Origin of the sequence: Enterobacter cloacae complex sp. P14RS (assembly GCF_014895895.1) — a bacterium.
Taxonomy (GTDB): domain Bacteria; phylum Pseudomonadota; class Gammaproteobacteria; order Enterobacterales; family Enterobacteriaceae; genus Enterobacter; species Enterobacter bugandensis.
Genome location: NZ_JADBQM010000012.1, coordinates 116,605 through 137,710, shown reverse-complemented (window position 1 = coordinate 137,710; position 21,106 = coordinate 116,605). Strand labels below are relative to the sequence as shown.

Annotated in this window: 16 protein-coding genes; 15 read left to right on the top strand and 1 reads right to left on the bottom strand. The window is 56.6% G+C overall.

The genetic code is table 11. The annotated features are described in order from the left end of the window. Positions 1-59 precede the first annotated feature (59 nt). From aroA to IM295_RS11495, 11 genes are all read left to right on the top strand, one after another. A complete protein-coding gene (gene aroA / locus IM295_RS11545) occupies positions 60-1,343 on the top strand; it encodes a 3-phosphoshikimate 1-carboxyvinyltransferase (RefSeq protein ID WP_045261765.1) in 1,284 nt (427 codons plus the stop codon). Positions 1,344-1,528: 185 nt separating this feature from the next. Next, entirely contained in the window at positions 1,529-2,212 is a 684-nt protein-coding gene (gene cmk, locus IM295_RS11540) for a (d)CMP kinase (protein ID WP_013097305.1), read from the top strand. A 111-nt stretch (positions 2,213-2,323) separates the two neighbouring features. Beyond that, on the top strand, positions 2,324-3,997 hold the full coding sequence (gene rpsA, locus IM295_RS11535) for a 30S ribosomal protein S1 (RefSeq protein WP_008499966.1): 1,674 nt from the start codon (positions 2,324-2,326) through the stop codon (positions 3,995-3,997). Positions 3,998-4,167: 170 nt separating this feature from the next. Continuing rightward, positions 4,168-4,455, top strand: a complete 288-nt coding sequence (ihfB, locus tag IM295_RS11530) for an integration host factor subunit beta (RefSeq protein ID WP_008499965.1) — start codon at positions 4,168-4,170, stop codon at positions 4,453-4,455. A 214-nt stretch (positions 4,456-4,669) separates the two neighbouring features. Further along, positions 4,670-6,934, top strand: coding sequence for a ComEC family protein (locus IM295_RS11525; RefSeq protein WP_193066716.1), 2,265 nt, complete (start codon positions 4,670-4,672; stop codon positions 6,932-6,934). A gap of 36 nt (positions 6,935-6,970) precedes the next feature. Further along, a complete protein-coding gene (msbA, locus tag IM295_RS11520) occupies positions 6,971-8,719 on the top strand; it encodes a lipid A ABC transporter ATP-binding protein/permease MsbA (protein WP_028012570.1) in 1,749 nt (582 codons plus the stop codon). Beyond that, positions 8,716-9,693: a tetraacyldisaccharide 4'-kinase gene (lpxK, locus tag IM295_RS11515; RefSeq protein WP_193066715.1), complete on the top strand. Its 978-nt coding sequence runs from the start codon at positions 8,716-8,718 to the stop codon at positions 9,691-9,693. Before msbA ends, lpxK begins: the two co-directional genes overlap by 4 nt. 44 nt (positions 9,694-9,737) lie before the next feature. Next, positions 9,738-10,967, top strand: a complete 1,230-nt coding sequence (locus tag IM295_RS11510) for a winged helix-turn-helix domain-containing protein (protein WP_193066714.1) — start codon at positions 9,738-9,740, stop codon at positions 10,965-10,967. Between the two features lie 45 nt (positions 10,968-11,012). Continuing rightward, entirely contained in the window at positions 11,013-11,195 is a 183-nt protein-coding gene (gene ycaR, locus IM295_RS11505; RefSeq protein WP_006174474.1) for a protein YcaR, read from the top strand. Continuing rightward, positions 11,192-11,938, top strand: coding sequence for a 3-deoxy-manno-octulosonate cytidylyltransferase (gene kdsB / locus IM295_RS11500; RefSeq protein WP_028012573.1), 747 nt, complete (start codon positions 11,192-11,194; stop codon positions 11,936-11,938). The genes ycaR and kdsB overlap by 4 nt, the downstream gene beginning before the upstream one ends. Positions 11,939-12,079: 141 nt before the next feature. Beyond that, positions 12,080-12,973, top strand: a complete 894-nt coding sequence (locus IM295_RS11495) for a YcbJ family phosphotransferase (protein WP_193066713.1) — start codon at positions 12,080-12,082, stop codon at positions 12,971-12,973. Here the strand turns inward: IM295_RS11495 and elyC are convergent. Then, entirely contained in the window at positions 12,950-13,729 is a 780-nt protein-coding gene (elyC, locus tag IM295_RS11490) for an envelope biogenesis factor ElyC (RefSeq protein WP_028012575.1), read from the bottom strand. The two genes, IM295_RS11495 and elyC, sit on opposite strands and share 24 nt — an antisense overlap. A 124-nt stretch (positions 13,730-13,853) precedes the next feature. Between elyC and cmoM the strand changes: the two genes are divergently transcribed. The 4 genes from cmoM to mukB are packed head-to-tail and all read left to right on the top strand — an operon-like array spanning position 13,854 to position 21,095. Then, complete coding sequence (gene cmoM / locus IM295_RS11485) at positions 13,854-14,633, top strand: tRNA uridine 5-oxyacetic acid(34) methyltransferase CmoM (RefSeq protein ID WP_028012576.1); 780 nt, start codon at positions 13,854-13,856, stop codon at positions 14,631-14,633. 3 nt (positions 14,634-14,636) lie between these two features. Beyond that, positions 14,637-15,959: a chromosome partition protein MukF gene (mukF, locus tag IM295_RS11480; protein ID WP_015570962.1), complete on the top strand. Its 1,323-nt coding sequence runs from the start codon at positions 14,637-14,639 to the stop codon at positions 15,957-15,959. Further along, on the top strand, positions 15,940-16,644 hold the full coding sequence (gene mukE, locus IM295_RS11475; RefSeq protein WP_008499954.1) for a chromosome partition protein MukE: 705 nt from the start codon (positions 15,940-15,942) through the stop codon (positions 16,642-16,644). The genes mukF and mukE overlap by 20 nt, the downstream gene beginning before the upstream one ends. Next, a complete protein-coding gene (mukB, locus tag IM295_RS11470) occupies positions 16,644-21,095 on the top strand; it encodes a chromosome partition protein MukB (protein WP_126300387.1) in 4,452 nt (1,483 codons plus the stop codon). The genes mukE and mukB overlap by 1 nt, the downstream gene beginning before the upstream one ends. The last annotated feature ends 11 nt before the right edge of the window (positions 21,096-21,106 follow it).

Below are 21,106 nucleotides of genomic sequence, written 5' to 3'. Positions count from 1 at the left end.
TTCACCCCCGCAGCGTCCCTGCGGGGTTTTTATTATGTTGAGTTGAGAGTTTAGTTTTCATGGAATCCCTGACGTTACAACCTATCGCGCGGGTAGATGGCACCATCAATCTGCCTGGTTCAAAAAGTGTCTCGAACCGCGCTCTGCTGCTGGCAGCTCTGGCAAACGGCACCACCGTCCTCACCAACCTGCTGGACAGCGATGACGTGCGCCATATGCTCAATGCGCTGAAAGCGTTGGGCGTTCATTACACACTCTCTGACGATCGCACCCGCTGCGAAGTGACCGGCAACGGCGGCGCGCTGCAGGCGAGTGACGAGCTTGAGCTGTTTCTGGGTAACGCGGGTACCGCGATGCGTCCGCTGGCGGCGGCCCTGTGCCTCGGGAGCAATAACATCGTGCTGACCGGCGAGCCGCGCATGAAGGAGCGTCCGATCGGCCATCTGGTAGATGCCCTGCGTCAGGGCGGCGCGCAGATTGAGTATCTGGAGCAGGAAAATTACCCGCCACTGCGTCTGCGCGGGGGCTTTACCGGCGGTACCGTCGAGGTTGACGGCAGCGTCTCCAGCCAGTTCCTGACGGCACTGCTGATGACCGCGCCGCTGGCCCCGCAGGATACGGTTATCACGATTAAAGGTGAGCTGGTCTCCAAACCGTATATTGATATTACGCTGCATCTGATGAAAACCTTCGGCGTTGAGGTTGAAAACCAGTCTTATCAGCGCTTTGTCGTGCGTGGGGCGCAGCAGTACCAGTCGCCGGGCAACTACCTGGTTGAAGGCGATGCTTCATCCGCGTCCTATTTCCTTGCCGCTGGCGCGATTAAAGGCGGTACGGTAAAAGTGACCGGCATTGGCCGCAACAGCGTGCAGGGCGATATTCGTTTTGCTGACGTGCTGGAAAAAATGGGCGCGGTTGTCACCTGGGGGGATGATTTCATCTCCTGTACCCACGGTGAGCTGAACGCCATAGACATGGACATGAACCATATCCCGGATGCGGCGATGACCATTGCCACGGCGGCGCTGTTTGCCAAAGGCACCACCACGTTGCGCAACATCTATAACTGGCGCGTAAAAGAGACGGACCGCCTGTTCGCGATGGCAACCGAGTTGCGTAAAGTCGGCGCTGAGGTAGAAGAGGGCGAAGATTACATTCGCGTCACGCCGCCGGCAAAACTGAACTTTGCTGAAATCGGGACCTATAACGATCACCGTATGGCGATGTGTTTCTCGCTGGTGGCGCTGTCCGATACCCCTGTGACCATTCTCGATCCGAAATGTACGGCGAAAACCTTCCCGGACTATTTCGAACAGCTGGCGCGCATTAGCACCCTGGCATGATGAAGTCTTGCCGCATCACCTGATGCGGCATTTCCTTACGCTTCCTGACGATCTTTCCCGCTCATTTCTTCTACACTCTGCTTCTATCATTCCGTAATTTGCACGCAAAGGTAACAGTTGCGCACGTTGGCGCGTATAATGCGCGGCGTTCATGTTAACGGTATGCCTTATTTAAGGAGAAAAAGATGACGGCAGTTGCCCCGGTAATCACCATTGATGGGCCGAGTGGCGCAGGGAAAGGTACTCTGTGCAAAGCGATGGCGGAAGCATTGCAATGGCATCTTTTAGATTCGGGAGCAATCTATCGCGTGCTGGCGCTGGCTGCGCTGCATCATCACGTGGATGTCGCCTCTGAAGAAGCGCTGGTACCGCTGGCTGCGCATCTGGATGTGCGTTTTGTTTCTACCGATGGCAACCTGGAAGTGATCCTGGAAGGGGAAGACGTGAGCGGCGAAATCCGTACGCAGGAAGTCGCTAATGCGGCCTCCCAGGTGGCGGCTTTCCCACGCGTTCGCGAGGCGCTGCTGCGTCGCCAGCGAGCGTTTCGTGAAGCCCCGGGTCTGATCGCTGATGGACGCGACATGGGAACCGTGGTCTTCCCTGATGCGCCAGTAAAAATCTTCCTTGACGCCTCTTCGGAAGAACGTGCTCAACGCCGTATGCTTCAGTTGCAGGAAAAGGGGTTTAGTGTTAACTTTGATCGCCTTTTATCCGAGATAAAAGAGCGCGATGACCGCGATCGTAACCGCGCCGTCGCACCGCTTGTTCCTGCAGAAGATGCATTAGTTCTGGATTCAACCAGTTTAACTATTGAGCAAGTGATTGAAAAAGCGCTACAATATGCGCGCCAAAAACTGGCACTCGCGTAATCGCGACCGATTTAGCAGTACCCCCGCTGCAATGGATTGACGGCGGGTATGTGAAACAACCCCATCCGGCACGGAGCCAGGTGGACGTTAATATTAACCTGAAGATTAAACATGACTGAATCTTTTGCTCAACTGTTTGAAGAATCCTTAAAAGAAATCGAAACCCGTCCGGGTTCCATCGTTCGCGGTGTTGTTGTTGCTATCGACAAAGACGTAGTACTGGTTGACGCCGGTCTGAAATCTGAGTCCGCCATTCCGGCTGAGCAGTTCAAAAACGCCCAGGGCGAGCTGGAAATCCAGGTTGGTGACGAAGTTGACGTTGCTCTGGACGCAGTAGAAGACGGCTTCGGCGAAACCCTGCTGTCTCGTGAGAAAGCTAAACGTCACGAAGCATGGATCACGCTGGAGAAAGCTTACGAAGAAGCTGAAACTGTGGTCGGTGTTATCAACGGCAAAGTTAAAGGTGGCTTCACTGTTGAGCTGAATGGTATTCGTGCGTTCCTGCCAGGTTCACTGGTAGACGTTCGTCCAGTCCGTGACACCCTGCACCTCGAAGGCAAAGAGCTTGAGTTCAAAGTAATCAAGCTGGACCAGAAGCGTAACAACGTTGTTGTTTCCCGTCGTGCCGTTATCGAATCCGAAAACAGCGCAGAACGCGATCAGCTGCTGGAAAACCTGCAGGAAGGCATGGAAGTCAAAGGCATCGTTAAGAACCTCACTGACTACGGCGCATTCGTTGACCTGGGCGGCGTTGATGGCCTGCTGCACATCACCGACATGGCGTGGAAACGCGTTAAGCACCCAAGCGAAATCGTGAACGTGGGCGACGAAATCACTGTTAAAGTGCTGAAGTTCGACCGCGAGCGTACTCGTGTATCCCTCGGCCTGAAACAGCTGGGCGAAGATCCATGGGTAGCTATCGCTAAGCGTTACCCAGAAGGTACTAAACTGACTGGTCGCGTAACCAACCTGACCGACTACGGCTGCTTCGTTGAAATCGAAGAAGGCGTTGAAGGCCTGGTGCACGTTTCCGAAATGGACTGGACCAACAAAAACATCCACCCATCCAAAGTTGTTAACGTTGGTGATGTAGTGGAAGTGATGGTTCTGGATATCGACGAAGAACGTCGTCGTATCTCCCTGGGCCTGAAGCAGTGCAAAAACAACCCATGGCAGCAGTTCGCGGAAACCCACAACAAGGGCGACCGTGTTGAAGGTAAAATCAAGTCTATCACTGACTTCGGTATCTTCATCGGCCTGGACGGCGGCATCGATGGCCTGGTTCACCTGTCTGACATCTCCTGGAACGTTGCAGGCGAAGAAGCAGTTCGTGAATACAAAAAAGGCGACGAAATCGCTGCAGTTGTTCTGCAGGTTGACGCAGAGCGTGAGCGTATCTCCCTGGGCGTTAAACAGCTCGCAGAAGATCCGTTCAACAACTGGGTTGCACTGAACAAGAAAGGCGCAATCGTAAACGGTAAAGTGACTGCAGTTGACGCTAAAGGCGCAACCGTAGAACTGGCTGACGGCGTTGAAGGTTACCTGCGCGCTTCTGAAGCTTCACGTGACCGCGTTGAAGATGCCACTCTGGTTCTGAACGTAGGCGACGACGTTGAAGCTAAGTTCACCGGTGTTGACCGTAAGAACCGTGCAATCAGCCTGTCTGTACGTGCTAAAGACGAAGCTGATGAGAAAGATGCAATCGCAACTGTTAACAAACAGGAAGATGCAAACTTCTCTAACAACGCAATGGCTGAAGCTTTCAAAGCAGCTAAAGGCGAGTAATATCAGGTTCTCAGCATCATTTGAGCTGTAACGCATTTACAGCGCGAAGGATGATGAGCAGACTTGACAGATTGCAGGATTCGTCCTGTAATCAATAACAAAGGGCGGCTACGGCCGCCCTTGTTTAATGAGCTGTTCAGCTAATTGGTTTGAAAGGAACCGGAGGAATCATGACCAAGTCAGAATTGATTGAAAGACTTGCCAGTCAGCAACCGCATATCCCTGCCAAGGCAGTGGAAGATGCCGTAAAAGAGATGCTGGAGCATATGGCCTCCACTCTTGCCCAGGGCGAGCGCATTGAAATCCGCGGTTTCGGTAGTTTTTCTCTGCACTATCGTGCTCCACGTACCGGGCGTAACCCGAAAACTGGTGATAAAGTCGAGCTGGAAGGGAAGTACGTTCCACACTTTAAGCCGGGTAAAGAACTGCGCGATCGCGCCAATATTTACGGCAACTGAGTTTAGCCAGCCGGTTAAACTGGGTTCGAAAGAAAGCACCTGCGGGTGCTTTTTTTGTCTCCGTCACTTTCATTCTGAAGGTGTCTCGCATTTTAAGTTGCGTTTTCTACAACGCGCTAAAAACCTTGCAGCGCTTGCTGTAGATTGCATTTTTCACACCTGACACCCCGCTCGATCTGCCCGCATACTGCCACCCAGAAACAGGGAGGTAGCAATGGGAATTCCCGCTTTAGGTATCTGCGCCATTCTGGCGATAGCCCCGTTACTCTGGTTACCTGAACTGCCATCGCGTTATACCATCTGGATAATGATGGCTGGCGGGGTTGCACTGGCCGCACGCCAAAACGTACGGCTGAAGTATGTGGGGTTGACGCTGCTATTTTGCGTGTGGGGCATTCTGGCCGCGCAAGAGAGCGTCTGGCCGATGCAGCATTTAACCGCAGGTGCCGTGCAGGCCGAGGTGGAGATCGCCGCGACTGATGGTGCCACTGTGCATCAGGGAAAAATACTCACCGTTGATGGCCAGCGCTGGTGGGCGTCAACGGGCGTAACGCTTTATGGTCATTATCTGCCGCAGAAAGCGTGTGCCGGTCAGCGCTGGGCGATGACGCTCCGGCTCAGGCCTGTACACGGCGAACTGAACGACGGAGGGTACGACCCCCAGCGCAGCGCTATTGCCCGCCATCAAACGCTAAGTGGGCGTTTTACCCATGCAGAACTCATCGATGGACGCTGCAGCCTGCGAGCACAATACCTGACATCGCTGCAAAACCGACTTTCAGTTTATCGCTGGGGCGCGGTTATCCTCGGGCTGGGCATGGGAGAACGTCTGGATGTCCCCTGGGAAATAAAAGACCTGATGCGTGAAACCGGCACGCTGCATCTGATGGCGATTTCGGGTCTGCATATCGCGCTGGCGGCCTCCATCGTCTGGTTTCTTGTGCGCGGGCTTCAGTTTTTATTACCTTGCCATCGGGTCAACTGGCAGATGCCTCTGCTGGCGGGGTTATTCTTTGCTGCTTTCTACGCCTGGCTGACCGGTCTGCAACCGCCCGCGCTACGCACGGTCATCGCACTTTCTGTGCTGGCGGCGCTGCGGATCGGTTCCCGGCAATGGTCTCCATGGCAGGTGTGGATCTGCTGTGTCGCGGCGATCCTGATAAGCGATCCCTTAGCCATACTTTCGCAGAGTCTGCTTTTGTCTGCATTTGCCGTCGCCGCGCTGATTTTCTGGTTTCAGTGGTTGCCGCTTCCTCACTGGCAGTGGGCTCGCCGGATACGTCCGCTGCTGAACCTGGTCTATCTGCAGGTCGGCATGCTGTTACTTCTCATGCCGCTACAGGTTCTGATTTTCCATGGCTTTAGCATTTCATCGTTGATCGCCAACTTCTTTGCCGTTCCGTTGGTGACGTTTGTCTGCGTACCGCTGATTTTACTCGGTATGCTGCTCCATCTGCTGCCGCTGGCGGGGCTGGAAAGCGGCATCTGGTATGCAGCCGATAAAACGCTTGCCGGGTTGTTCTGGTTGCTGATGCGCCTGCCAGACGGCTGGCAGAGCGTGGACCAGCGCTGGCAGTACATGACGTTACTGCCGTGGCTTATCCTCATCGGCTGGCGTTTCCGTGCCTGGAAAACCGTTCCTGCCGTTTGTCTGGCGGGAACTGTCTTGCTGGCTTCTCCCCTCTGGCGGACGGCGAAAAGCGACGCCTGGACGCTCCATATGCTGGACGTGGGGCAGGGGCTGGCAATGGTTATTGAACGACAGGGAAAAGCCATTCTTTACGATACCGGGCTTGCCTGGCCGGGCGGGGATAGCGCACAGCGGTTAATTATTCCATGGCTGCGCTGGCATCATCTGCAGCCGGAAGGCGTTATTCTCAGCCATGAGCATCTCGACCATGCGGGAGGCCTTGTATCGCTGCAAAAAACATGGCCCGAAATGTGGGTAAGAAGTCCGTTGCACCAGACCGGGCATCGTCCCTGCTTTCGCGGGCAAAGATGGCAATGGCAGGGGTTAACGTTCACCGTCCACTGGCCCGCTGAAAATTATCCGGCTCAGGGTAACAATCACTCCTGCGTGGTAAAAATTGACGACGGCGAGCAGAGCGTTCTGCTGACGGGAGACATTGAAGCACAGGCAGAACAGGCTATGCTTAGCCATTACTGGCAGCATCTGATGTCCACCCTCATACAGGTACCTCATCACGGCAGCAATACCTCGTCGTCATTTCCGCTGGTACAGCGGGTTGAGGGAAAGATAGCTCTGGATTCAGCGGCCCGCTATAACGCATGGCGATTCCCGTCGGCTAAAGTCGTCCGGCGCTATCGAAAAGAGGGATATATCTGGCACGATACCCCCCATTCCGGGCAAATATCGGTGACATTTTCGCACCATCGCTGGCAAATCCGGCGCGTGCGGGATCAATTTTTACCCCCCTGGTATCATCAGTGGTTTGGCGCGCCCGTAGATAACGGGTAGAATATGCGGCTATTTCAACAAATGCTGGTTTTTTGAATGCATAACGACAAAGATCTCTCCACGTGGCAAACCTTCCGCCGACTCTGGCCGATGATTGCACCCTTTAAAGCAGGCCTGATCGTGGCGGGTGTAGCGTTAATCCTCAACGCAGCCAGCGATACTTTTATGTTATCGCTCCTCAAACCGTTACTGGACGACGGTTTTGGTAAAACGGATCGCTCAGTGTTGCTATGGATGCCTCTGGTGGTTATCGGGCTGATGATCTTACGCGGTATCACCAGCTATATCTCCAGCTACTGCATTTCCTGGGTTTCCGGGAAAGTGGTTATGACCATGCGCCGTCGTCTGTTCAGCCACATGATGGGCATGCCGGTCTCATTCTTTGACAAGCAATCCACCGGGACGCTGCTGTCTCGTATTACCTACGATTCAGAGCAGGTTGCCTCCTCCTCTTCAAGCGCGCTGATTACCGTCGTGCGCGAAGGAGCGTCGATCATCGGTCTGTTTGCAATGATGTTCTATTACAGCTGGCAGCTGTCGCTGATCCTTATCGTGTTGGCACCGGTCGTGTCCATTGCTATCCGCGTCGTCTCAAAGCGCTTCCGCAATATCAGTAAGAATATGCAGAACACCATGGGGCAGGTGACGACCAGCGCAGAACAGATGCTGAAAGGGCACAAAGAAGTGTTGATCTTCGGCGGTCAGGAAGTTGAAACCAAACGCTTTGACAAAGTCAGCAACAAAATGCGTCTGCAGGGGATGAAGATGGTCTCGGCCTCTTCCATTTCTGACCCGATCATTCAGCTGATTGCCTCACTGGCGCTGGCGTTCGTTCTTTATGCGGCAAGCTTCCCGAGCGTAATGGAGACGCTGACGGCGGGTACTATCACCGTAGTCTTCTCCTCGATGATTGCCCTGATGCGCCCGCTGAAATCCCTGACGAACGTGAACGCCCAGTTCCAGCGCGGGATGGCCGCCTGCCAGACGCTGTTCAGCATTCTGGATTCTGAACAGGAAAAAGACGAAGGTACACGCGAGGTAGAGCGCGCGCGTGGCGACGTGGAGTTCCGTAACGTGACCTTCACCTATCCAGGCCGCGAAACGCCGGCTCTGCGCAATATCAACCTGACGATTCCGGCAGGTAAAACCGTTGCGCTGGTAGGCCGCTCCGGCTCCGGTAAATCCACTATTGCGAGCCTCATCACTCGTTTCTACGATATTAACGAAGGTGAGATCCTGCTGGATGGTCACGACCTGCGGGAGTACACCCTGCAGTCGCTGCGTAACCAGGTTGCGCTGGTTTCTCAGAACGTGCATCTCTTCAACGATACGGTTGCCAACAACATTGCTTATGCGCGCACTGACGAGTACAGCCGCGAGCAGATTGAGAACGCAGCGCGTATGGCGTATGCAATGGACTTTATCAACAAGATGGATAACGGTCTGGATACGATCATCGGTGAAAACGGGGTACTGCTCTCCGGCGGTCAGCGCCAGCGTATCGCCATTGCGCGCGCGCTGCTGCGCGATAGCCCGATACTGATCCTGGACGAAGCAACCTCTGCACTGGATACGGAATCTGAACGCGCGATTCAGTCGGCGCTGGATGAACTGCAAAAGAACCGTACGTCGCTGGTGATTGCGCACCGTCTGTCCACTATTGAGCAGGCAGATGAGATCGTCGTGGTTGAGGACGGCATCATTGTTGAACGCGGAAGCCATGCCGATCTGCTGGAACATCGTGGCGTTTACGCCCAGCTTCATAAGATGCAGTTCGGCGAATGATTGCACGCATCTGGTCCGGTGAATCCCCGCTGTGGCTGCTGCTTTTGCCGCTCTCCTGGCTGTACGGCCTGGTGAGCGGCATTATTCGCCTGTTTTACCGTCTGGGGATCAAGCGTGCCTGGCGCGCGCCGGTTCCGGTAGTCGTGGTGGGTAACCTCACGGCGGGCGGCAACGGCAAAACGCCAGTGGTGATCTGGCTGGTGGAGCAGTTGCAAAAACGCGGCATCCGCCCCGGCGTGGTGTCGCGTGGGTATGGTGGTAAAGCGGCGCACTACCCATTGCTGCTGTCGGCGGAAACCACGACCGCAGAAGCGGGTGATGAGCCAGTATTGATTTTCCAGCGTACCGGTGCGCCGGTTGCGGTCTCCCCGGTGCGCAGCGACGCCGTGCAGGCGCTGCTTGCCGGGCATGCAGTACAAATCATTATTACTGACGATGGCCTGCAGCATTACGCTCTGGCGCGTGATAAAGAGATTGTAGTTATCGACGGCGTTCGTCGTTTCGGCAACGGCTGGTGGCTGCCCGCTGGCCCCATGCGTGAACGCGCTTCGCGTCTGAAGTCCGTTGATGCGGTGATTGTTAACGGCGGTGAAGCAAAGTCGGGTGAAATTCCTATGCGTCTGTTACCGGGAATGGCGGTCAACCTGGTGACGGGTGAACGCCGGGCGGTTGCAGAACTGCCTTCGCTGGTGGCAATGGCGGGTATTGGTCATCCGCCGCGCTTCTTCGCGACGCTGGAGCAGTGTGGCGCCCGGCTGGAAAAACGCGTTCCGCTGGCTGACCATCAGGCGCTGGCGGCAGAGCAGGTTGAGACGCTTACCGCGCCTGGCCAGACGCTCATTATGACCGAAAAAGATGCGGTGAAATGCCGTGCCTTTGCCAAAGAAAACTGGTGGTATCTGCCGGTTGACGCTGAACTCAGCGGCGAACAGCCGGAACAATTGCTTAAGGAACTGATTGCGTTGGTGCAGTAGAGGCTTACGCGGTTCTGGTGGCGCTTTGACTGACAGGAAAACGCATGTCTTTACCGCAACTCTCGCTTTCAGCCGCACGTCATTTACACCTTGCCGCGCAGGGACTGCTCAAAAAGCCCCGTCGCCGCGCGCAGCTTGCCGATATCCTCTCTACCGTCCAGCGCATGTCGCTGCTCCAAATCGACACCATTAACATTGTCGCCCGTAGCCCTTACCTGGTGCTGTTTAGCCGCCTGGGGAGTTATCCTCCGCAGTGGCTCGATGAGGCGCTCTCCAAAGGGGAGCTGATGGAGTACTGGGCTCACGAAGCCTGCTTCCTGCCCCGCAGCGATTTCGCCCTGGTGCGTCACCGTATGCTTGCTCCGGAAAAGATGGGATGGAAATACCGGCAGGCGTGGATGGAGGAACATGAGGCCGAAATAGAGCAGCTTATCAGCCATATTCAAAAAAACGGCCCCGTTCGATCCGCCGATTTTGAACATCCGCGCAAAGGTGCAGGCGGATGGTGGGAGTGGAAGCCGCACAAGCGTCATCTTGAAGGGTTGTTCACGTCAGGCAAAGTCATGGTCATTGAACGGCGTAATTTTCAGCGCGTTTATGATCTGACGCATCGCGTGATGCCTCACTGGGACGACGAGCGGGATCTGCTTACCCAGGAGGTGGCCGAGGCCAGCATGCTGGAGAACAGCGCCCGCAGCCTGGGCATTTTCCGTCCGCAATGGCTGGCAGACTATTACCGCCTCCGTCAGCCCGCTCTGAAGCCTCTGCTGGACACGTGGCAACGCGAGAAGCGCGTCATTCCCGTTACCGTGGAAACGCTGGGCGAAATGTGGCTGCACGCGGAACTCCTCCCGTTATTGCCTCAGGCCCTGGAGGGCAAACTTCAGGCGACCCACAGCGCGGTATTGTCGCCGTTCGACCCGGTTGTCTGGGACAGAAAACGCGCCGAGCAGCTGTTTGACTTCAGCTACCGGCTGGAATGCTATACCCCGGCGCCAAAGCGGCAATACGGCTACTTTGTTTTACCGCTGCTGCACAAGGGACAACTGGTCGGGCGCATGGATGCCAAAATGCACCGCAAGACCGGCACGCTTGAAGTCATTGCCCTTTATCTGCAAGAGGGCATCAGGGTCACGGCGAGCCTGGAAAAAGGGTTAACGTCCGCCATTAGCGAGTTCGCGCGCTGGCAGGAGGCTCGCGACGTAACGCTTGGCCGGGTACCTGACGGGTTATTCACATCCTGTCGAAGTGGCTGGGAAACAGGCACGCCCTGAAAAGGGAATGTGTTAAGCTTTAGCGATTACCCATACGGAGGAACTATGGATCACCGTTTACTTGAAATTATTGCCTGCCCGGTATGCAACGGCAAACTCTACTACAGCCAGGACAAACAGGAGCTGATCTGCAAGCTGGACAGTCTGGCCTTCCCGCTGCGTGACGGCATTCCGGTACTGCTGGAAAATGAAGCCCGTTCCCTGGTGGCAGAAGAGAGCAAACCATGAGTTTTGTTGTCATTATTCCTGCACGTTATGCCTCAACGCGTCTGCCGGGTAAACCGCTGGTAGATATCAACGGCAAGCCGATGATTGTGCATGTCCTTGAGCGGGCGCGTGAGTCCGGTGCCGACCGCATTATCGTTGCAACCGATCATCCTGATGTCGCCCGTGCGGTTGAGGCCGCAGGCGGTGAGGTGTGCATGACCCGCGCCGATCACCAGTCCGGCACCGAGCGTCTGGCGGAAGTGGTTGAGAAATGTGGTTTCAGTGACGATACGGTCATCGTCAACGTGCAGGGCGACGAGCCGATGATCCCGGCCGTTATTATCCGTCAGGTGGCGGAAAACCTGGCGCAGCGTCAGGTCGGTATGGCGACGCTCGCGGTGCCTATTCACCACGCTGAAGAGGCATTCAATCCGAATGCGGTGAAGGTGGTGATGGATGCCGAAGGCTATGCGCTCTATTTCTCCCGCGCTACGATTCCGTGGGATCGCGATCGCTTTGCGCTCTCTAAAGAGACCATCGGTGATTCTTTCCTGCGTCATATTGGGATCTACGGCTATCGCGCCGGCTTTATTCGCCGCTATGTAGCCTGGGCGCCGAGCCCGCTGGAGCATATCGAAATGCTGGAGCAGCTTCGCGTGCTCTGGTATGGCGAAAAAATCCACGTTGCCGTTGCCCGCGAAGTACCGGGAACAGGCGTTGATACGCCGGAAGATCTTGAGCGCGTCCGCGCCGAGTTGCGCTAATCCCGCCTGCATCCCTCCTTTCGGAGGGATGTCCTCTCCCCGCAAATTCCCCTTTCTTTACCCTAATTGATCTCTTCCGGGTGACATCTTCACGCTGTGCGCTCATTATAAAAGCAGTAGTCTTAATGGGGGTAATCTCATATGGAACAGCTGCGTGCCGAACTTAGCCATCTGCTGGGTGAGAAGTTAAGCCGGGTCGAATGCGTGAGTGAAAAGGTCGATACCGCGCTCTGGTCGTTGTATGACGGCCAGGGCAACCCGATGCCGCTGATGGCACAAAGCTTCTCGTCACCGGGCGTGGCCAGGCAGCTTGCCTGGAAAATGTCGATGCTGGCACGGGAGGGAACCGTCCGTATGCCGACCGTGTACGGCGTGATGACCCACGAGGAACATCCCGGCCCGGACGTACTGCTGATTGAGCGTTTACGCGGTGTGCCGGTTGAAGCGCCCGCGCGTACGCCGGAACGCTGGGAACAGCTGAAAGATCAGATTGTTGAGGCGCTGCTGGCCTGGCACCGACAGGATAGCCGCGGGCTTGTTGGTCCGGTTGACAGCACCCAGGAAAACCTGTGGCCGCTGTGGTATCGCCAGCGGGTGGAAGTGCTGTGGGGGACGCTTAACCAGTTCAACAATACCGGTTTGACCATGCAGGACAAACGTATTCTGTTTCGCACCCGCGAGTGCTTACCGGCGCTGTTCGACGGCTTTAACGACAACTGCGTGCTGATCCACGGCAATTTTACTCTGCGCAGTATGCTCAAAGACTCCCGCAGCGATCAGCTCCTGGCGATGCTAGGGCCGGGGATCATGCTCTGGGCACCGCGGGAATATGAGCTGTTCAGGCTCAGCGACAGCGGGGCGGCGGAAGGTTTACTGTGGCACTACCTTCAACGCGCGCCCGTTGCAGAGGCGTTTCTCTGGCGTCGCTGGCTTTATCTGCTCTGGGACGAAGTGGCGCAGCTGGTCAACACCGGACGTTTCAATCGCGCCAACTTCGATCTGGCGGCTAAATCACTCTTGCCCTGGCTCGCCTGACGAGCCTTTCAGCCACTGCCAGAGGCGTCCGAGCGTCTCGTAGCCAACGCGATCGCTATGCATCAACCACATCGGAGAGGGGATCACCCGTTCCCATGGGTTGAGCGGCGCGCTGATGGCCATCTGGTTTGCCGGTGCGGGAAGCGGGTGCAAACCTTGCTTCTCGAAGAAAATCATCGCTCTTGGCAGGTGCGAGGCGGAGGTCACCAGTAAGAACGGAACATCGCCAATCGCCTGCTTCACCGCGGCAGCCTCTTCCTCGGTATCCTTTGGGCTGTCCAGCGTGATGATAGAGGAACGCGGTACGCCGAGCGATTCCGCGATTCTGGCCCCCGCTTCAGCTGTACTCACCGGGTTGGTTTTGGCCGCTGCGCCGGTGAAGATCATTTTTGATCCCGGATTCGCCAGCCACAGGCGAATACCTTCGTTTAGCCGCGGCAGGCTGTTGTTGATCAGGTTCGAACTGGGGGCCCAGTCAGGGTCCCAGGTATACCCGCCGCCCAGCACAACGATGTAATCAACTTTCTGGTTTCCCTGCCACGTAGGGTACCTGTTTTCGATGGGGCGCAGCAGTCCATCCGCCACTGGCTGCAGGCTCAGCAGCAGCAGGACCAGCCAGCCGAACGTAATAAGCGTTTTGCCACTCTTCTGAAAGCGACTAAACCACACCAGCGCCAGCCCCAGCGCGATGATAATAAGCAGCAGCGGAAGGGGAAGCATCATCCCTCCAACGTATTTCTTAAGGGTAAAAAGCATCCTTTTTGGTTCCTTTTTTGACCATACAGCAGATGATTACCGGTGATATTACACCAGAGAGGTTCATTCTCCGCGCGGGTGTGACAAAATAGCGGTTTTGCAGTTAGCGAGTGGAACTCTCCCAATGCGGGATCGCAATTTTGATGACATCGCGGAAAAGTTTTCGCGCAACATTTATGGCACCACGAAAGGGCAGCTCCGTCAGACGATCCTCTGGCAGGATCTGGACACTATTCTGGCGACGTTCGGTGGTCAAACGTTGCGCGTGCTGGACGCCGGTGGTGGTGAAGGGCAGACGGCGATAAAAATGGCTGAACGCGGTCATCACGTCACGCTTTGCGATCTTTCTGCTGAAATGGTCGCCCGCGCGACGCGTGCCGCAGAAGAGAAAGGTGTGAGCGACAACATGCATTTTATACAATGCGCCGCTCAGGACATCGCGCAGCATTTGGAAACCCAGGTTGATCTGATATTGTTTCATGCGGTGCTGGAGTGGGTTGCCGATCCGCAAAGCGTGTTACAAACCCTGTGGTCAATGTTACGTCCGGGCGGTACGCTGTCGCTGATGTTCTACAATGCTAACGGCTTCCTGATGCACAACATGGTGGCAGGGAACTTCGACTATGTTCAGGTCGGGATGCCGAAAAAGAAAAAACGCACGCTTTCCCCGGACTATCCGCGCGATCCGCAGCAGGTTTACGGCTGGCTGGAAGAGATTGGCTGGCAGATCGTCGGGAAGACGGGCGTCAGGGTGTTTCATGATTATCTGCGTGAAAAACACAAACAGCGTGACTGTTTTGACACCTTAACAGAATTAGAAACGCGGTATTGCCGCCAGGAGCCGTTCGTCAGCCTTGGCCGCTATATTCACGTCACCGCGCACAAGCCGCAGATGCAAGGATAACCTATGAGTGAATTTTCCCAGACAGTCCCCGAACTGGTTGCCTGGGCCAGGAAAAACGATTTCTCCATCTCGCTGCCGGTAGACAGACTCTCTTTCCTGCTGGCGGTTGCCACGCTGAACGGCGAACGGTTGGATGGTGAAATGAGCGAGGGTGAACTGGTGGATGCGTTCCGCCACGTCAGTGATGCGTTTGAGCAAACCAGCGAAACCATTAGCGTGCGTGCCAATAACGCAATCAACGATATGGTGCGTCAACGTCTGCTGAACCGCTTTACCAGCGAGCAGGCGGAAGGAAACGCCATCTATCGCCTGACGCCGCTGGGCATCGGCATCACCGATTACTACATTCGCCAGCGCGAATTTTCCACGCTGCGTCTCTCCATGCAGCTGTCGATCGTGGCGGGTGAGCTTAAACGTGCCGCCGACGCGGCCGATGAAAACGGTGACGAATTCCACTGGCACCGCAACGTTTACGCGCCGCTGAAATACTCGGTGGCCGAGATTTTCGACAGTATCGATCTCACTCAACGTCTGATGGATGAGCAGCAGCAGCAGGTGAAAGACGATATCGCGCAGCTGCTGAACAAAGACTGGCGTGCGGCCATTTCCAGCTGTGAACTTTTATTGTCAGAAACCTCCGGTACGCTGCGTGAGCTGCAGGATACGCTGGAGGCCGCAGGGGACAAGCTGCAGGCCAACCTGCTGCGCATCCAGGATGCGACCATGGCGCACGACGATCTGCATTTTATCGACCGTCTGGTGTTTGATCTGCAGAGCAAACTTGACCGCATTATCAGCTGGGGCCAGCAGTCGATCGATCTGTGGATCGGCTATGACCGCCACGTGCATAAATTTATCCGTACCGCGATTGATATGGATAAAAACCGCGTCTTTGCTCAGCGTCTTCGTCAGTCGGTACAGACCTACTTTGATGCACCGTGGGCGCTGACCTATGCCAATGCCGATCGTCTGTTGGATATGCGCGACGAAGAGATGGCGCTGCGCGATGAAGAGGTCACCGGTGAACTGCCGCCGGATCTGGAGTACGAAGAATTCAACGAAATTCGTGAGCAACTTGCGGCGATGATCGAAGAACAGCTCGCCGTCTACAAAACCAGACAAGCGCCGCTGGATCTTGGGCTCGTGGTGCGCGACTATCTGGCGCAATATCCGCGTGCGCGCCACTTCGACGTTGCCCGCATTGTGGTAGACCAGGCGGTGCGCCTGGGTATCGCGCAAGCAGACTTCACCGGACTGCCGCCGAAGTGGCAGCCAATTAACGATTACGGAGCCAAGGTACAGGCGCATGTCATTGACAAATATTGAACAAGTGATGCCAGTTAAGCTGGCACAGGCGCTGGCGAATCCGTTATTTCCGGCGCTGGACAGCCAGCTGCGTGCCGGTCGTCACATTGGCCTGGACGAGCTGGATAATCACGCCTTTTTGATGGACTTCCAGGAGTACCTGGAAGAGTTTTACGCCCGCTATAACGTGGAGCTTATCCGCGCGCCGGAAGGCTTTTTCTATCTGCGCCCGCGTTCCACGACCCTGATCCCGCGCTCCGTGCTCTCCGAGCTGGACATGATGGTTGGCAAAATTCTTTGCTATCTCTACCTCAGCCCGGAACGCCTGGCAAATGAAGGCATCTTCACCCAGCAGGAGCTGTACGATGAACTGCTGACGCTGGCGGATGAGAGCAAGCTGCTTAAGCTGGTGAATAACCGTTCGACGGGGTCGGATCTTGACCGTCAGAAATTACAGGAAAAGGTTCGCTCTTCCCTGAACCGTCTGCGCCGTCTGGGGATGGTCTGGTTTATGGGCCACGACAGCAGCAAATTCCGCATCACGGAATCGGTCTTCCGCTTCGGCGCCGACGTGCGTGCGGGCGATGACGCGCGTGAAGCGCAGCTTCGCATGATCCGCGACGGTGAAGCGATGCCGGTGGAAAACCATTTGCAGCTCAATGATGAGCATGAAGAGAATCTGCCGGATAGCGGGGAGGAAGAGTAATGATTGAACGCGGTAAATTTCGCTCACTGACGCTGATTAACTGGAACGGCTTCTTTGCCCGAACCTTCGATCTGGATGAGCTGGTCACGACGCTCTCCGGTGGTAACGGGGCAGGTAAATCCACCACCATGGCGGCGTTTGTAACGGCGCTGATCCCCGACCTGACGCTGCTTCACTTCCGTAACACCACCGAAGCGGGCGCGACAAGCGGCTCCCGCGATAAAGGCCTGCACGGTAAGCTGAAAGCGGGCGTCTGTTATTCCGTGCTGGACGTCATCAACTCCCGTCACCAGCGCGTGGTGGTGGGCGTACGTCTGCAACAGGTTGCCGGCCGCGACCGTAAAGTGGATATCAAACCGTTCGCCATTCAGGGGCTGCCAACCTCCGTACAGCCGACCGCGCTGCTGACGGAAACGCTGAATGAACGCCAGGCGCGCGTCCTGACGCTGCAGGAGCTGAAGGACAAGCTTGAAGCCATCGAAGGGGTGCAGTTTAAGCAGTTCAACTCCATTACCGACTACCACTCCCTGATGTTCGATCTGGGCGTGGTGGCGCGCCGTCTGCGCACCGCTTCAGACCGTAGTAAATACTACCGTCTGATCGAAGCCTCCCTGTACGGCGGTATCTCCAGCGCCATTACCCGTTCCCTGCGTGACTATCTGCTGCCGGAAAACAGCGGCGTGCGTAAGGCCTTCCAGGACATGGAGGCGGCATTGCGTGAAAACCGCATGACGCTGGAAGCGATTCGCGTTACCCAGTCTGACCGCGACCTGTTTAAACATCTGATCAGCGAAGCGACCAACTACGTGGCGGCGGACTATATGCGCCACGCCAACGAGCGCCGCGTCCATCTCGATCAGGCATTAGAATATCGCCGCGAGCTGTTTACCTCCCGTAAACAGCTGGTGGCTGAGCAGTACAAGCACGTCGAAATGGCGCGCGAGTTGGGTGAGCACAACGGTGCCGAGGGCGACCTGGAAGCCGACTATCAGGCCGCCAGCGATCACCTGAACCTGGTGCAGACCGCGCTGCGTCAGCAGGAAAAGATCGAACGCTACGAAGCGGACCTCGATGAGCTGCAAATTCGTCTCGAAGAGCAGAATGAAGTGGTGGCCGAAGCCGCCGAGATGCAGGAAGAGAACGAAGCCCGCGCCGAAGCCGCCGAGCTGGAAGTGGACGAGCTGAAAAGCCAGCTTGCGGATTACCAGCAGGCGCTGGATGTGCAGCAGACGCGTGCGATTCAGTACAACCAGGCGCTACAGGCGCTACAGCGTGCGAAAGAGCTGTGCCATCTGCCAGACCTGACGCCGGAAAGTGCCGACGAGTGGCTGGACACCTTCCAGGCCAAAGAGCAGGAAGCCACCGAGAAACTGCTCTCGCTTGAGCAGAAAATGAGCGTCGCGCAAACGGCGCACAGCCAGTTTGAACAGGCTTATCAGCTGGTAGTTGCCATTAACGGCCCGCTGGCGCGTAGCGAAGCCTGGGACGTTGCCCGTGAACTGCTGCGCGACGGCGTCAACCAGCGCCATCTGGCCGAGCAGGTGCAGCCGCTGCGTATGCGCCTGAACGAGCTGGAACAGCGCCTGCGCGAGCAGCAGGAAGCCGAACGTCTGCTGGCCGAGTTCTGCAAGCGTCAGGGTAAACATTACGATTTCGACGAGCTTGAGGCCCTGCATCAGGAATTGGAAGCGCGTATTGCGGCCCTGTCCGATACCGTATCAAATGCCAGCGAACAGCGTATGACGCTGCGTCAGGAGCTGGAGCAGCTTCAGTCCCGTTCGAAGGCGCTCCTGCAGCGTGCGCCGGTCTGGCTGGCAGCGCAAAGCAGCCTGAACCAGCTCAGCGAACAGTGCGGCGAGCAGTTCGAATCCAGCCAGCAGGTGACCGAATACCTGCAACAGCTGCTGGAGCGCGAGCGCGAAGCCATTGTTGAACGTGACGAAGTGGGTGCCCGCAAGCGTGACGTCGATGAAGAAATCGAGCGCTTAAGCCAGCCGGGCGGGTCAGAAGATCCGCGTCTGAACACGTTAGCCGAGCGTTTTGGCGGCGTACTGCTGTCTGAGATTTACGATGACGTTGGCCTGGACGATGCGCCGTACTTCTCCGCGCTGTACGGTCCATCCCGCAACGCAATTGTGGTGCCGGATCTGTCGCTGATTTCTGAGCAGCTCGCAGGGCTGGAAGATTGCCCGGAAGATCTCTACCTGATCGAAGGGGATCCGCAGTCGTTCGATGACAGCGTTTTCAGCGTTGACGAGCTGGAAAAAGCGGTGGTGGTGAAAATCGCCGACCGCCAGTGGCGTTACTCCCGCTTCCCGGAGCTGCCGCTGTTTGGCCGCGCCGCGCGCGAAAGCCGCATCGAGAGTCTCCACGCCGAGCGTGAAACGCTGTCTGAACGCTTTGCCACCCTGTCGTTCGATGTACAGAAAACCCAGCGTCTGCACCAGGCGTTCAGCCGCTTTATCGGCAGCCATCTGGGCGTGGCGTTTGAAGCCGACCCGGAAGCGGAAATCCGCAAGCTCAACACCCGCCGTGGCGAGCTGGAGCGCGCGATTGCCAGTCATGAAAGTGACAACCAGCAGAGCCGCGTCCAGTTCGAACAGGCGAAAGAGGGCGTCGCTGCCCTTAACCGCATTCTGCCGCGCCTGAACCTGCTGGCGGATGACACGCTGGCCGACCGCGTGGATGAGATCCAGGAACGTCTGGATGAAGCCCAGGAAGCCGCGCGTTTCGTGCAGCAGCACGGCAACCAGCTGGCGAAGCTGGAGCCCGTCGTGTCTGTACTGCAGAGCGACCCGGAACAGTTCGAGCAGTTAAAAGAAGATTATGCCTGGTCGCAGCAGGTGCAGCGCGAAGCGCGTCAGCAGGCGTTCGCCCTGACGGAAGTGGTGCAGCGTCGTGCGCACTTCGGCTACTCCGATTCGGCTGAAATGCTGAGCGGTAACAGCGACCTGAATGAAAAACTGCGCCAGCGCCTTGAGCAGGCGGAAGCGGAACGTACCCGCGCTCGCGAAGCGATGCGCAGCCACTCCGCTCAGCTGAACCAGTACAACCAGGTGCTGGCCTCGCTGAAAAGCTCCTTCGACACCAAGAAAGAGCTGTTAAACGACCTGCAGAAAGAGCTGCAGGACATTGGCGTTCGTGCCGACAGCGGGGCGGAAGAGCGCGCGCGCATTCGTCGTGATGAGCTGCATAGCCAGCTCAGCAATAACCGCGCGCGTCGTAATCAGCTGGAAAAAGCGCTCACCTTCTGCGAAGCGGAAATGGATAACCTGACCCGCCGCCTGCGCAAGCTGGAGCGCGACTATCATGAAATGCGCGAGCAGGTCGTGACGGCGAAAGCGGGCTGGTGCGCTGTGATGCGGATGGTGAAAGACAACAACGTTGAACGTCGCCTGCACCGTCGCGAGCTGGCATACCTTTCTGCCGATGAGCTGCGTTCGATGTCGGATAAGGCGCTGGGTGCGCTGCGTCTGGCGGTGGCGGATAACGAACACCTGCGCGATGTGCTGCGCATGTCAGAGGATCCGAAACGTCCTGAACGTAAAATTCAGTTCTTCGTTGCGGTTTATCAGCACCTGCGCGAGCGTATTCGTCAGGACATTATCCGTACCGACGATCCGGTCGAAGCCATCGAACAGATGGAAATTGAGCTGGGCCGCCTGACGGAAGAGCTGACCTCCCGCGAGCAGAAGCTGGCGATCAGCTCCCGCAGCGTGGCGAATATCATTCGCAAAACCATTCAGCGCGAGCAGAACCGTATCCGCCAGCTGAACCAGGGGCTGCAGAGCGTCTCGTTTGGTCAGGTCAACAGCGTGCGTCTTAACGTCAACGTGCGTGAAGCCCACGCGACGCTGCTGGAAGTGCTCTCTGAGCAGCACGAGCAGCATCAGGATCTGTTCAACAGCAACCGTCTGACCTTCTCCGAAGCGCTGGCGAAGCTGTATCAGCGCCTGAATCCGCAGATTGATATGGGCCAGCGTACGCCGCAAACCATCGGTGAAGAGCTGCTGGACTATCGTAACTACCTGGAAATGGAAGTTGAGGTAAACCGTGGTTCAGACGGCTGGCTGCGTGCGGAATCCGGAGCGCTGTCGACCGGTGAAGCCATTGGTACCGGGATGTCGATTCTGGTGATGGTGGTGCAGAGCTGGGAAGATGAAGCGCGCCGCCTGCGCGGGAAAGACATCTCCCCATGCCGACTGCTGTTCCTCGATGAAGCGGCGCGTCTTGATGCCCGCTCGATTGCCACGCTGTTTGAGCTTTGCGAACGTCTCGATATGCAGCTCATCATTGCGGCACCGGAAAACATCAGCCCTGAAAAAGGCACCACCTATAAGCTGGTGCGTAAAGTGTTCCAGAACAGCGAACACGTGCACGTTGTCGGGCTGCGTGGCTTTGCGCCGCAGCCGCCGGAATCATTGCCGGAAACCACGGCGGACGCTTCCTGAGGCGTTTTGTT

Coding starts and splice junctions, on each gene's coding strand:
- rpsA (WP_008499966.1), top strand. CDS start 2,324: ATGACTGAATCTTTTGCTCAACTGTTTGAAGAATCCTTAAAAGAAATC.
- ycaR (WP_006174474.1), top strand. CDS start 11,013: ATGGATCACCGTTTACTTGAAATTATTGCCTGCCCGGTATGCAACGGC.
- IM295_RS11510 (WP_193066714.1), top strand. CDS start 9,738: ATGTCTTTACCGCAACTCTCGCTTTCAGCCGCACGTCATTTACACCTT.
- IM295_RS11525 (WP_193066716.1), top strand. CDS start 4,670: ATGGGAATTCCCGCTTTAGGTATCTGCGCCATTCTGGCGATAGCCCCG.
- ihfB (WP_008499965.1), top strand. CDS start 4,168: ATGACCAAGTCAGAATTGATTGAAAGACTTGCCAGTCAGCAACCGCAT.
- cmoM (WP_028012576.1), top strand. CDS start 13,854: ATGCGGGATCGCAATTTTGATGACATCGCGGAAAAGTTTTCGCGCAAC.
- cmk (WP_013097305.1), top strand. CDS start 1,529: ATGACGGCAGTTGCCCCGGTAATCACCATTGATGGGCCGAGTGGCGCA.
- kdsB (WP_028012573.1), top strand. CDS start 11,192: ATGAGTTTTGTTGTCATTATTCCTGCACGTTATGCCTCAACGCGTCTG.
- lpxK (WP_193066715.1), top strand. CDS start 8,716: ATGATTGCACGCATCTGGTCCGGTGAATCCCCGCTGTGGCTGCTGCTT.
- elyC (WP_028012575.1), bottom strand. CDS start 13,729: ATGCTTTTTACCCTTAAGAAATACGTTGGAGGGATGATGCTTCCCCTT.
- mukF (WP_015570962.1), top strand. CDS start 14,637: ATGAGTGAATTTTCCCAGACAGTCCCCGAACTGGTTGCCTGGGCCAGG.
- msbA (WP_028012570.1), top strand. CDS start 6,971: ATGCATAACGACAAAGATCTCTCCACGTGGCAAACCTTCCGCCGACTC.
- aroA (WP_045261765.1), top strand. CDS start 60: ATGGAATCCCTGACGTTACAACCTATCGCGCGGGTAGATGGCACCATC.
- mukE (WP_008499954.1), top strand. CDS start 15,940: ATGTCATTGACAAATATTGAACAAGTGATGCCAGTTAAGCTGGCACAG.
- IM295_RS11495 (WP_193066713.1), top strand. CDS start 12,080: ATGGAACAGCTGCGTGCCGAACTTAGCCATCTGCTGGGTGAGAAGTTA.
- mukB (WP_126300387.1), top strand. CDS start 16,644: ATGATTGAACGCGGTAAATTTCGCTCACTGACGCTGATTAACTGGAAC.